Consider the following 12,676-nt stretch of genomic DNA (forward strand, 5'->3'; position numbering starts at 1 on the left):
ACTATTTAGCCTAGCGGATTATCAGGTCCGCATGCAGGGCACCTGCCGCTTTCATTGTGCGGATAATATCAGCCGTTTCCTGAGGTGTCACACCCAGCGCGTTAAGGCCGGAGATGAGTTCTGAGAGCGTTACATTCGGTTCAAGCATGGCGATGTTGTTATCGCCGGTTTGGCCAATCGTGATGCTTGAGCGGGGAAGGGTAATGGATTCGCCTCGGGCAAAGGGGTTCGGCTGAGAAACAACAGGGCTTTCAACCACTTTGATAGAGATATTGCCTTGCGCAATAGCCACTTTCGAAATGGTAACGTCTTCGCCAAGAACGATCGTTCCTGACTTTTCGTCGATCACGATGCGTGCCGGCACAGAGACGCTGACCGGCAGGTTTTCGATGTCGGCAAGAATGCGCGAAGGCGATCCTTGAATTCCTCGCAGATCAAGGTCCACAGTTCCCGGATCACGCATGAAAGCAACTTGAGCTCCATAGGCGCCATTAATAACGTCTTCTATGCGGGCAGCTGTTGTGAAATCAGGATCGCGCAGGGCCAGGACCAGGCTTTCACGGCGGTTGAAGTCATACCCGATCTCTTGCTCGACACGGGCACCGTTTGGAATTGCGCCAGCTGTAGGTGTGCCGCGCGTTTCGCGGGCTGCCTGTGCCTGCACATCCAGGCCAGAGACAATGATGCTGCCTTGGGCGACCGCATATACCTCATTATCAGCGCCCTTGAGCGGAGTAAGGATCAGCGTGCCGCCTTCCAGGCTCTTGGCATCTCCGATAGATGAGACAGATACGTCTATCGTTGAGCCATTCCGAGCGAAAGAGGGCAGGGTGGCTGTAACCAGAACGGCCGCGGCGTTGTTCGGTTTGATGTCTTCGCCCTGAACATTCACGCCAAGACGTTCCAGCATGTAGGTGAGTGTATCTTCCGTATAGGGTGAGTTTCGAACTGTATCGCCAGTGCCATTGAGGCCAACGACAATACCATAGCCTATCAGATCGTTCTGACGTACGCCCTCCACATCCACAACGTCTCGAAGGCGGGTCTGGGCTTCCGTAGCTGGCGCCTGACTGAGTGCACAGAGACAAAACCCGGCGAGAATAATGAGTTTTCGCAGCATCATATTATCCCAGATAGTTTGTCAGTGACAGTTTTGAGAGGCGTGCCGTGATGAGGTATGAAGCCTCAAGCATCGTCTGAAGAGATTCAAGTTCCGTGGCGGCTTCATACTCATCGCGCGCCGTCATCTGGTTGAAAGCCTCCGTCAACAGCGTTTCCTCTGTCTCAAGATTCTTCAGATTTGTTGATATCTGTTCTTCAAAAACACCAAGATCGGCGCGAAGGTCGGTGATCCCGGTTTCGCTGGACGTAAGCTTCAGAGATGTTGTCTGAACAAAATCCTTGTATCCATCCAGTTTTGCCAGAGATCCATTGGGACCAGACGCAGCAAGAACCGCAAGATTTGTGATCAGTGATTTAATGGCGCCATGATCTGCAGAGATGCTTTCCGGGTCAGAGGCTGTGGGGCTGCCCTTGAAGACATTCTGGAACCAGCCTCCTGTCGGAGACTCAAAATAGGTATCAAGTTGAGTCTGGAAGTCCGCAGTATCCGTGGATGTCTGAGCCATCTGCTCAATGTCATTCATTAAGACAGACGGATCCGGGAAGGGTTGGGATGCCGTTGCATCGCCAGAGAACAGAAAACGTTCGCCATATCGGACGTTGAGGGATGAGAAAATGGTGTCCAGTGCAGCCTTTGCATCCCGGGCACTCGTTTTAACACCGACCTCGTGATCTGTACCGATAGCATCAAGCATACTTGCCGCGATACCTGTCGAACTGTCCTGAAGGTTTGTGAGGCTGGTTTGCAGCAGGTTCAGGCGGGAGGCGCGCAGGTTCAGAACGTCGCGCTCAGTGGTGAGATCTGTCAGGGCCTTCTGACCAAGCATTGCTTTCCCGATACGGCCTGACATATGCAGCGTCAGGTCCTGATACCGGCCAGTGGTTGCCTCTGTTGAGGTTGTCCCCATTTTTTGCCTGAGGTCAGAAATGCTCTTGCTGAGCGTGGCTGTCATCAGGCCGGAAGAGACGGCAAAGCGGTCCATGTCAGACCTCCATCAGTTTCTGGAGCATTTGGTTGGCGATTTCGATGACGCGCGCATTCGCGGCATAGGCCTGTTCGATCAATAGCAATTCCTGCATCTGCTCATCAACATCGACGCCCGTTTCAGAAAGTTCGGCCTGGGCCATCAGATCGTGTTGCGTGGACGCCGATGACAGGACCGCTTCATTGGAAATACGTGATTGTCCGGTTAGAGACGCAACGTGTGCGACAAGTTCAGAGACGGAGAAGCTGCCTTGGATGCCGTTGGCGTTTACGGAGTTTACCGATGTGATGGCATCATACATCGCGGAGAGTAGGGTGTTGTTACCCTGGGCGCCCTCACTGGCCGCGCCGACACCATCACGCAGACGCCAGATGTCTCCACCCTGATTTGGATCGATACTGGCATTCAGGGCAATCCGTCCGGCGAGTCCAGGCTCGCCTGGCGTTCCGGTGTCGACAAAGATACCGAACTCCCCGGGCAGCTTGGTCGGGTCGATCGAATCATTGGAAAGACGGGAAACCAGATCCTGTGCAATTGTGTCGAGCTGGGCGCCAAACGCGGGAAGGTCTGTATCCCTCAGTGTAAAGAGAGCGCCGAGCATGCCACTCGATATGGCAGCATAGCTGGATGCTCCAGGGGTTAACTCCAGATCACCAACCTTGAGCCCAGACAGGTTCCCACTTTCCACAGTATTTGACGCTGAGAAGGCATTGGAGGGCGTGAATTCCAATAGTTGGGCCGTGCCGGCGACAAGGAATACACCCTCGCTGGTCACGACATCGACTTTGCCATGTTCTCGGGGAATGACATCAATGGGGAGATATTCTGCAATTGTATCAAGTGTGCGCTGACGCTCATCCATTAGCGCAGCGGCCTGGGGCGTTGTCCGGTCCATACCTGAAAGGCGATTGTTGAGAGCTTCAACCTGTTTCAGGGCAGAATTGACGAACTCGACACCATCCGCGATTTCGCGGTCGGCTTCGGCACGTTGCTGGCTGACAAGGCCGGAGAGGTTGTTCAGCTCCTGCGTGATGGCTTTAGCTGAGTTTAGAAGTGCGGCAAGCTGAGTCCCTGACTCAGGGGAGGCGATGGATGCAGAGAGGGCAGATTCGAATTTGGAGAATTTGCTAAAAAGGCCTGTGCCATCCGCCGTGTCCCCAAAGCGGGAAGACAAAACCTGCCAGGTGCTGGAAAGGAGGCTGGCTTGTGCCACGTCACTGGAGAGGCTTCGTCTCTGCGCTGTCAGCGCAGCGTCCTCTGAACGGCTGATGCCCGTAGAGGCAACGCCATTTGGACGGGATCCAACCATGGTCTCGGCCAACAAAACGGAACGCCGGACATAGCCCGGCGTTGAAGCGTTTGCGACGTTCGTGGCGACAATGTCGGCCCTGAGGCCAGAAACCCTGAGGCCGGACTGTGCCGCGTTTATGGCGTGGGAAATACTCAAAGGACCACCCGCCTTTCAGTCTTGCAGATCAGCGCTTCAGATTTGTGGTTTCCTGAAGCATCTCATCAACGGTCTGAACGATCTTTGCGTTTGAGGAATAAGCGCGCTGCGTTTCGATCAGATCTGTAAGCTCTTCCGCGATGTCCGTGGTGGATTCCATCAGGGCGTAGCCCTCGATGGTGCCTACTGGGCCTGTACCAGCATCCCAGAGATACAAGTTGCCACTCTCGGAGGATACGGAATAGGCTTGGCCATCAAGCGCTTGCAGACCGTTCATGTTCGGCACATCGCCGACCGGGATTTGATACAGTGTACGGCGGAAGCCGGTATTGTAGACCGCCTGCAGATAGCCCTTCTCATCAATCTCAACAGATTGAAGATCGCCAATCGGGGCACCATCCTTGCTCACATTGGTTGGCGAGAAGGGGGCGGAAAGCTGCGTAATGCCAGAGGAGTCACTTGGGCGGCCAATGAAGACATCTACATTGCCGTGCGGCAGGGACATGGAGACCACGCCGTTTGCCGAGTCATAAGAGATCCCGCCAGATGCCGTGACCGTATCGATACGGCCGCCATTTGTCGGGCTGTCAGCAAAGGTGATGTCCAGGTCACCAATTGACGTCAGTGGGTCGCCCGCACTGTCAAATACTTCAACAGACCAGTTGTTGCTGGCACCGCTGGCGGGCACAGTCGGAGTGAACTTGAAGCTGAGCGTCTGGGCCCGGCCCAGATTGTCGAAGTACTCGATCGGCAGCATATAGCCTTCGCCGTTACCGTTCTCTGTCGTGGCATCGGCAGGCAGGTTGATGCCCAGATCGATGCTGGAGGTCGGGGAAGCGGTATATTGGGAAGCTGAAATGTTCACAGCTTCGAGGCTGGTGCCGCTATTACGGCTTACATTGCCAATTTCGCCGTCGGAATTGGCAGGCCAGCCGAGAAGGAACATTCCGCTTTGTGTGCGCAGGTTTCCGTTCTCGTCAGCGTAGAAGGATCCCGTGGGTAGCAACATAAGGCCACGTTCGGAGGAGAGAGCATTAATTCCAGAGCCATCCGTAACCGGAACAAGGCCGCGTCCGGAGACTGCAATGTCGGTCGCGTTCCCCGTGGAAACCAAAGAGCCGGTTGCCGAGATATCCTTGAAGGATGTTACGCGGACGCCGCCGGCCGCGTAAGCGGCTGATTGCTGCTTCAGCACCATACTGGAAAAATCGACCTTGCTACGCTTGTAGCCATAGGTCGATGAGTTGGCGATGTTATCGGAAATTGCGGAAAGGCGACTCGAATTCGAGTTTAGCCCCATAACCCCCGCATTGAGGGATGAAGAAATGCTCATAGTCGACTCCTACGACAGATATACTCTATCAGTGGAGTGCATTCCTTAATAAGCTGATAACCTTGAATTACTTGGTTCTTTGTCGCCCGTGAGGATGACAATTGAGATGCGGCGGTTCTGCGACGCAGACGGATCTTCGGGGGCCAGGGGGTCTGTATCGGCACGGCCAGATACCTCACGTAAACGAGATGGCATAAGGCCCTGTTCCAGAAGAAGTTTGCGAATCGTGTTCGCCCTGTCCGTAGAGAGGTTCCAGTTATCGTAGCTGGCATCAACGGCGTACTGAAGGCTATCCGTGTGCCCTACGATTTTTATATCGTTGCGAAATTCGGAAAGTGAGCCAGCGATGGAGTGAAGCAGTTCCTCCAGCAGAGGCGTAGGGCTGCTGTTGCCGACCGCAAAGAGAGGGGAGCTGTCTGAGTCGATGATCTCCAGAACCATGCCTTCCGGTGACATCTTTATAAGGAGGTGCTCAGAAAGGCGTTTGGAATCCTGGCCCAGCTCTTCTCTTAGGTTGTGAAGATTTTCGGCGACTTCGCCGCTGCTTGCATCATCCTTGCGCAGCGCTTCGCCATGGGGCGAGTCAACGGTTTGCTGCCGCGTACCGCCTGTTCCCATCTTGGCATATGTGTCTTCAGAGAACATGGAGGAACCATTGAGGCCATCTGACCCACCGCCTGAAATACGGCTGATAGGAATGGTAGGATTGAAATAGTCCGCAATGCCCTTGCGTTGTTCTTCCGTGGTAGCGTTCAGCAGCCACATCAACAGAAAGAACGCCATCATGGCGGTCACGAAGTCTGCATAGGCAACTTTCCAGGCGCCGCCATGGTGGCCGTCAGCCTTTACCACCTTCTTGCGCTTGATGATAATCGGTTGAGAGTTTGCCGCCGAATGATCAGCCATGGAGAGCCCGCCCAAATTCAAGAATGCCCTCTCTAGCAGCCCTGAATCAATTCTTGGATAATATGGCAAAGCGGTTTGCGCCCTACTTGGTAACTATTCAGCAACCAAATTACTGAATTCCTACCGAAGGGACTTTATTAAGAAGTGCGGGTTGGATTTGTCTTCTGTACTGCGGAAAAAGATAGGGGCTGGGGGAGGTGTTCCTCCATCCATTCGCGAGTGTGAGGCCCTTTGGCACACGCTTTCGATGGCGATCGCGCAGTGGGCTCAAGATGTCTATTCCCTATCCGTGACGCCGGACCTTATTAACCGTAAAGTGCTTACAGGAGCTGAAGGCGCTTCCTACTTTGGCAAAGCCTATGCCTTTGTTCCGCTTGGTATTCATGCATCTACGGTCATGGCTGTCGCGGTAGATCGCTGCGCAGCCACAAAGTATGCGGCCGGTCGTCTGCGGCAGGATGCAGGCAGCATGAAGAATGCGCCGGATCTGTTTCTGCGCCTCATGTCAGAGCATGCCGCGCGCAATCTGTGGATACGAACCAGTTCATTCATGGCGAAGGATTTTGTTGCGGAGAGTGCAGCGAAACTTACGGATCTTGCCGGGGGCGGGAATGCCCTGGAGGATGAGACGTCCTACCTGTTCGCCCATTACACTCTCGGCGGCGGTGACGAGGACAGCTGGTTGCTGGAAGGGGATGAGAGCCCGCCGGAGGTTTATCTAGCGTTCAGAGTGAGCGACATCCAGAAGGTGGTGCGTCAACTTCAGTCGGGAAGCGTAGTGCACGTACAAGCTGAACAAGACGGTCGTGATACGCTCCGCAAACGGGTGAGGGGTTCAACAGTGGTGCTGGATGCGGTCCTACACTCCGTATCCATGACAATTGGGGAATGTTCGAGACTGGAAGTAGGGCAGATTATCGCCCTGCCAGATGTCAAAATGAATAAACTTGATTTGTGTGCGGAGACCGTGAACGGGTCCCTGCCTATAAGTCAGGGGGAGCTTGGGGCATGGAAAGGGCAGCGGGCACTGAAGCTGCACGCGCCTGTCCCTGAAGATGTTATCAAAGAGATTGCGGAAATCTGAGATCAGCTCTCGCTTTTTGCGATGGGGTGAAAGGAGCTTGATAAGTGAACGCGGTAATTGGGTTGGCTGTAACAATCATCATGGTCTTTGGCGGGTATATTCTCGCTGGAGGACATCTTGAAATCATCACACACTCGCTGCCATTCGAGATGATGATGATTGGCGGTGCCGCCATCGGCGCGTTTCTGGCAGGTAATGATATGACCACGATCAAACATTCCTTCGGGGATGTGGTCGCCGCCTTCAAAGGGCCGAAATGGAAGAAGACTGATTATCAGGACCTTTTGTGCCTGATGCATGAGCTTCTCAACATTCTGAAGAAAAACCCGGTCGACATCGAAAGCCATATCGAGGCGCCGCAAGACTCCGAAATTTTTGCGCGCTACCCCAAGATCCTGAAGGACCCGAGCGCGATTGAAATGATCTGCGACACGATCCGTTCCATGATTATGAACTTTGACAATGTCCATCAGGTTGAAGAGTTGCTGGAGAAGCAACTGGATAGCCTTCTTGAGGAAAAGCTTCACGGTTCGCACGCCCTGCAAAACATGGCAGATGCCTTGCCGGCGCTAGGCATCGTGGCGGCTGTTCTGGGTGTTATCAAGACCATGGCCTCAATCGACAAGCCGCCTGAAATTCTCGGCGGAATGATTGGCGGCGCTCTTGTCGGTACATTCTTGGGAGTATTTCTTGCCTATGGAGTCGTCGGCCCGTTTGCAAATCGGGTGAAGTCTATCCGTATTGAAGAGCACAATTTCTATTCCATGATTGGCGAGGTTCTTGTCTCGAACCTGCACAAGAACCCGGTGAATATCTGTGTCGAAGTTGCACGCAGACATGCGCCAACACGGGTGCGGCCAACCTTCAATGAAGTTGAAGAAGCCATTCGGGGGTTGAAACAGGTCGCGTGAGACGCTTGCACCTCCCCTTGCTTCTGACGCTGGCTATAATGGCTGGCGCTTCGGCGTTTGGCGAACAACCGCCTGAAGCCAATGCTTCCCAGGTGGATGCGGACAGGCTGTCGGAGCATTTTCGGGATTTTGTGGACGAGGCCCTTGATGAGGGTCTCCTGATGCCAAAAGAGACAGACCAGCCAGCAAGCTCTACCCAACTTTTTAGGGGCCGCCTGCAGCAGGCTGAGGAGGCTCAGACCCCGTTGGAGCTGTCTGTCTGCGGGATGGATCGGGTCTCGGGCTTCCAGGAGTTTAAGGACTTCAGTACGTATGAGGACCTCATCCTCTGGCGGCAACAGCGCTTGGCTGAGGATGGCGAGCTTTCGTCTGTCGAGCTATCCAAGGCCTACATTGCGACAGGTCTATACGCTGAGGCTCGCCTTGAGCTGAGCCGCGTGGAGGGAGATGAGAGCAAATTCCTGTACGCAATTGCCCGTCTGCTCGAAGACTCTCAGGTTCCCGATATTGAAGTATTCGAAACCGCTGCCGAATGCGGCGACGAAAACCGTCTCTGGCTGGCAGCAGCTCAACTGGCCATTCTGAACCCGCAGGGCGCAGAAATGCTGGATGGGCAACTAATGGCATTTCGTAACTTGCCCCATCAGATAAAGGTTCAACTCGGGTCAAATCTGATTCCGGTCCTTGACCGGATGAAGCGCAAGCTTCTTGCTGAAAAGCTTCTGGCCGCCTTTGAGCCAGCTATTATCAAACGTACGCGTGGTCTTTCATTCAGCAAGGCTCTGCTGGATCGTGACCAAGCGGTTGTGCGGCAATATCTCGCCTATCCTGAAACGCGCTCGCAGGCTGCTGCTGCGCTGGTGCGTTTCGGTTTCAAGGTTGACCCTGCGCTTCAGAGTGAGCTCGTTGATAACGCCCTGCAGGATGTGCAGCGTTTGCCAGAGAATGCGAATGTACGTGCCAGTATTCAGACCATGCTGAATGATATGGACGACACATCCGACTATACCTTGCTGACGCAGTTGGCCAAACTGTCCACATTGCACGCGCCGGAAATGCGTGACTTGTTGAGTGAGCAATTCGAGTCGCGTCTTCGCAAGGACCTGATGAAGACGGGTGAGACAGCAAACCTCACAGCGATCGGCGCACTTGTGGAGAACGACGCCTTACTTCGGGAGCGTCCAGAGAGCGGTGATATTTTCATGGCTGCCTCTGCGGGTTCTGCAACCCTGGGGCTGAAAAGCCTTTCAGACTTTCTGGGCGCAGGCATGCAGACGTCGGATGATCAGATTTCTGCGCAGGCTGCGCTTGCTTTTCGCATGGCCGACTTTGATACGCTGCACCAGCTTTCCAGGACAGCACAGGACAATCCGGATGTCTCGCGGCTTGCTACCATGAGTGCCATCATGCTTCAGGATAAGGCATGGTTGCAGCAGGCTGGCGCGCATGTGCCGTTGGATACCGAAACATTGGTAGCCTTGATTGAGTGTGACGCTGCTGGCGGGAATTGGCTGCTGCCATCGACCATATATTCTGCTGTTGAGCGAGTTGATGAGCCTGAATACAGGGGGCGCATTGAGTTGATCCTCGCGATGCGCGCGCGCGCGAAGGGTGCAGGTAAACGCGAAATCCAGTTGAGTAGCGTACCTGATGACCTGGCCCAGATTGAGGCCTCATTGAATTCTAATGCTTGGGGGATGCCCTGATGTCTAATGCGATCTATTCAGCGCTGACGCGGCAGGATGGCCTGCTGAAGGAAATGCAGGTCGTTGCGAACAATATCGCGAATGCCAGTACAACCGGGTTCAAGTCGAACCATGCGGTATTCGCTGAGCACCTTGCTGCTGCGGGCAAAGATTCTGATAGCCTCTCCATGGGCAGCCTTGCCGGACATAATTTTGATCTTTCCCAAGGGGCGCTCAAATATACTGGTGGGCAGTTCGATCTGGCCATACAGGGAGAGGGGTTCTTTGTCCTGGACACGCCCGCTGGCGAACGGCTGACACGAGCAGGCGCCTTTCAGCTTTCTGCTGACGGTAATCTGGTCGATGCATTCGGGAACCGTGTCATGGGGGCAGGGGGCGGTGCCATTACTCTACCTGAAGAAGTTACCCAGATATCGATCGCGCCTGATGGAACGATTTCCGCAGGCGAAGAAATATTTGGTCAGATCGGTGTCGTGACGGTTGAAGGGGGATTGCAACAGGAGGCTGGAACCCTGTTCGAGGCCTCTCAGGGCTACAAGCAAGTTGAAGAGCCAAATTTGCTGCAAGGCGCTCTGGAGCAATCGAACGTGTCTTCAATTCTGGAAGTTTCGAGATTGATCGAAGTTCAGCGAGCCTATGAAGCCGGTCAGACACTCATTGAAAAAGAAGACGACCGGATCAACCAACTCATCAAAACTATTCGTCAGCTATAATATTCGCGCAAACCTTTAGGGGGTTGAAATGAAGTCATTGCAGATTGCAGCCACAGGAATGGCCGCCCAACAAATGCGCGTTGAGGTGATTTCCAACAATATCGCCAACATGAGTACCGCAGCGTACCGTCCGCGTACTGCTGAATTTTCTGATCTCATGTATCAGCAGTTTCTGACGCCAGGCACCATTACCTCGCAGGTGGGCACTGTTGTGCCGGCCGGCATTCAGCTGGGAACAGGGGTCAAGCCATCTTCAGTCTCCATGGAGATCACACAGGGCAGTCTGCGTCAGACAGGGTCTGAACTTGACCTGGCGATCGATGGAACGGGGTACTTGGAGATTACGCTGCCTTCCGGCGAGTCCGCCTTCACGCGTGATGGGAAGCTGAATCGCAGCGCAGAAGGCGAGATTGTCACCATGGAGGGCTTCCCTCTGGCAGATGGAATCGTCATCCCTGAAGATGCCCGCAGTATTTCCATCAGCCGCGATGGTGAAGTCGTTGCCTATTTTGATACGGAAACGGATGGCCAGCCGATTGGAACGCTTTCGCTCGTGCGCTTTGTGAATGAAAAGGGGCTTGAGGCGATGGGCGACAACCTGTTCAGGGAAACCGAAGCTTCAGGGCCTGCAAACAGGTTGGTTCCCGGCACAGAAGGGATGGGATTGATCCGTCAGGGTTATCTCGAAGATTCCAGCGTTGATGTGGTGCAGGAGATTTCCGAATTGATCGAAGCGCAGCGCGGCTATGAACTGAATTCCAAAGTCATTACTGCATCAGATGAGATGCTGGCTGCGACAACACGTGTGAGGTAACAGAATGGGACCCGGTATTGCAGTAGGCATAGGCTTGATGGCCCATTTCATTGGGACATCTTCGCTGGTCGCGACAGAAGTCATTCGAGCCGGAGATACGCTCAGCCCTGCTAATGTTTCAACGGAGTCCGGAGATGCTGCGGCTTCGGATGATCCGGTGATGGGCAGGGAAGTCCGCCGCACAGTTTATGTGGGGCAGGAAGTTACACTGGATGACACTCGGCCGGCTCGTTTGATACGGCGTAACCAGGTTGTGACGGTCAAATTTGTCAGCGGCTCACTTGAGATCACAACGACAGGCCGTGCGATGGGTGAGGGCACCCAGGATGAGTCCATATCCGTATTGAATTTGAGCTCGAAGAAGATCGTTAGCGGAATTGTTCAGGAAGGTGGCTGGGTGTTGGTGCAATGAAACAGTACATCTCTTTGTCTCTCGCGACTTTGGGGCTCGCGGCCTGTGCCAGCGCGCCTTCTGAACAAGCCATGATGCCCGCGCCGCCACCGGCCTATTATCCTGTCACTATGGATGTGAATGCCGAACCGGCCGGAGAGAATAATGCCTCTCTTTGGACAACCGCTCCAAATGCCTTACTCAGCATGAGGCGAGCGAAGGAGGTGGGCGATCTGCTGACGGTGGTCGTGGAAATGGATGATCGTGCCAGCATGCAAACCTCTCTGTCGCGCAATCGTGACACAAGCGGCCAGCTGGATGTTGATGCGCTTTTCGGCCTTCCAGAATGGGCGAATGGGGTTCTGCCTGGCGGCGCGAGCCTGTCTCCTGGTGTCAAATATGGCCGGAGCTCTGCCTTGGGTGGCAGTGGCGCCATGAACCGGGCGGAGAAAATTGCCTTCACCCTCGCGGCACGAGTTGTGGCGCTTGAGCCAAACGGGAACCTTGTCATTCAAGGATACCAGCAGACGCGCGTTAGCAATGAAGTCCGTGTCCTTACGGTCAGCGGCGTTATACGGGCACAGGATATCACGCGTACGAATATGGTAACTTACGACAAGATCGCCGATGCTCAGCTGTCTTACTTGAACAGCGGAGACGCAACATCGGCACCGCAACCCAAAATGGGTCAGAAAATTCTTGACCGGGTCGTGCCGTTTTAGGGGGATATGGTGAAACAGATCGTACCAGCAATTGTTGCCCTGCTGTGCATTCTGGCCGGCGGAGCCGGGGGCTATTTCATGAAGTCCAGCAGCGCGGCTTCAGCGCCAAGCGCAGCACATGAAGATACCGAAAAGGGGTATGGCGAGGCCAAGAAGGCAGACAAGGGCCACGACAAAGGTGGCAAGTCCCAGCATGGCGAAGCGGCAGGCGGAGAGGTAACCTTCTACAAGTTCACCCGTGAATTCGTTGTGCCCATGATCGAGGACGACAGGGTGAAGAGTTTGGTCATCCTTAACCTCAACCTCGAAATCGATACATCCATCTCTCAAGAGCTGTTCTCGAAGGAGCCGATCCTGAGAGACAACATCATGACGACACTGGTAAAGCTCAGCAGTGGCGGCAAGACGATGGATTCGATCACGGACGTGGATAATTACGAGACACTTCGGTCCATGATTCTCAGCAACCTGCAGAATGAGATTCCGGAAGGCATACATAATGTGCTGATACTGGATATGGCTCGGCAGGACCTTTAAGGCT

The 12,676-nt window shown here is 54.3% G+C and carries 13 protein-coding genes; 8 read left to right on the forward strand and 5 right to left on the reverse strand.

All coding sequences use genetic code 11. The features are described 5' to 3' along the window. Positions 1 to 10: 10 nt before the first annotated feature. The 5 genes from HY29_RS17335 to HY29_RS17355 are packed head-to-tail and all read right to left on the reverse strand — an operon-like array spanning position 11 to position 5,863. Positions 11 to 1,120: a flagellar basal body P-ring protein FlgI gene (locus tag HY29_RS17335; protein ID WP_034799606.1), complete on the reverse strand. Its 1,110-nt coding sequence runs from the start codon at positions 1,118 to 1,120 to the stop codon at positions 11 to 13. Between the two features lie 4 nt (positions 1,121 to 1,124). After that, the gene (locus HY29_RS17340; protein ID WP_034799457.1) at positions 1,125 to 2,105 is read right to left on the reverse strand and encodes a flagellin; all 981 of its coding nucleotides are present in this window, start codon (positions 2,103 to 2,105) and stop codon (positions 1,125 to 1,127) included. A 1-nt stretch (position 2,106) separates the two neighbouring features. Further along, positions 2,107 to 3,555, reverse strand: coding sequence for a flagellar hook-associated protein FlgK (gene flgK, locus HY29_RS17345; protein WP_034799459.1), 1,449 nt, complete (start codon positions 3,553 to 3,555; stop codon positions 2,107 to 2,109). A gap of 28 nt (positions 3,556 to 3,583) precedes the next feature. After that, positions 3,584 to 4,888, reverse strand: coding sequence for a flagellar hook protein FlgE (locus HY29_RS17350; protein WP_034799461.1), 1,305 nt, complete (start codon positions 4,886 to 4,888; stop codon positions 3,584 to 3,586). Between the two features lie 45 nt (positions 4,889 to 4,933). Then, positions 4,934 to 5,863: a flagellar motor protein MotB gene (locus tag HY29_RS17355; protein ID WP_241765254.1), complete on the reverse strand. Its 930-nt coding sequence runs from the start codon at positions 5,861 to 5,863 to the stop codon at positions 4,934 to 4,936. Positions 5,864 to 6,041: 178 nt separating this feature from the next. Here HY29_RS17355 and HY29_RS17360 point away from each other — a divergent pair, with 178 nt between their 5' ends. The 8 genes from HY29_RS17360 to HY29_RS17395 are packed head-to-tail and all read left to right on the forward strand — an operon-like array spanning position 6,042 to position 12,672. Then, on the forward strand, positions 6,042 to 6,878 hold the full coding sequence (locus tag HY29_RS17360) for a FliM/FliN family flagellar motor switch protein (RefSeq protein ID WP_034799467.1): 837 nt from the start codon (positions 6,042 to 6,044) through the stop codon (positions 6,876 to 6,878). 44 nt (positions 6,879 to 6,922) lie between these two features. After that, a complete protein-coding gene (gene motA, locus HY29_RS17365; protein WP_034799470.1) occupies positions 6,923 to 7,789 on the forward strand; it encodes a flagellar motor stator protein MotA in 867 nt (288 codons plus the stop codon). Next, positions 7,786 to 9,495, forward strand: coding sequence for a hypothetical protein (locus HY29_RS17370; protein WP_155838414.1), 1,710 nt, complete (start codon positions 7,786 to 7,788; stop codon positions 9,493 to 9,495). The genes motA and HY29_RS17370 overlap by 4 nt, the downstream gene beginning before the upstream one ends. Continuing rightward, the gene (locus tag HY29_RS17375) at positions 9,495 to 10,208 is read left to right on the forward strand and encodes a flagellar hook-basal body complex protein (RefSeq protein WP_034799477.1); all 714 of its coding nucleotides are present in this window, start codon (positions 9,495 to 9,497) and stop codon (positions 10,206 to 10,208) included. Before HY29_RS17370 ends, HY29_RS17375 begins: the two co-directional genes overlap by 1 nt. Before the next feature lie 28 nt (positions 10,209 to 10,236). Continuing rightward, on the forward strand, positions 10,237 to 11,022 hold the full coding sequence (gene flgG / locus HY29_RS17380) for a flagellar basal-body rod protein FlgG (protein ID WP_034799480.1): 786 nt from the start codon (positions 10,237 to 10,239) through the stop codon (positions 11,020 to 11,022). 37 nt (positions 11,023 to 11,059) lie between these two features. Then, positions 11,060 to 11,434, forward strand: a complete 375-nt coding sequence (gene flgA, locus HY29_RS17385; protein ID WP_034799483.1) for a flagellar basal body P-ring formation chaperone FlgA — start codon at positions 11,060 to 11,062, stop codon at positions 11,432 to 11,434. After that, a complete protein-coding gene (locus HY29_RS17390; protein ID WP_241765255.1) occupies positions 11,431 to 12,135 on the forward strand; it encodes a flagellar basal body L-ring protein FlgH in 705 nt (234 codons plus the stop codon). Before flgA ends, HY29_RS17390 begins: the two co-directional genes overlap by 4 nt. Before the next feature lie 6 nt (positions 12,136 to 12,141). Beyond that, entirely contained in the window at positions 12,142 to 12,672 is a 531-nt protein-coding gene (locus HY29_RS17395) for a flagellar basal body-associated FliL family protein (protein WP_034799487.1), read from the forward strand. The last annotated feature ends 4 nt before the right edge of the window (positions 12,673 to 12,676 follow it).

Source organism: Hyphomonas beringensis, assembly GCF_000682755.1.
GTDB classification, from domain to species: Bacteria; Pseudomonadota; Alphaproteobacteria; order Caulobacterales; family Hyphomonadaceae; genus Hyphomonas; species Hyphomonas beringensis.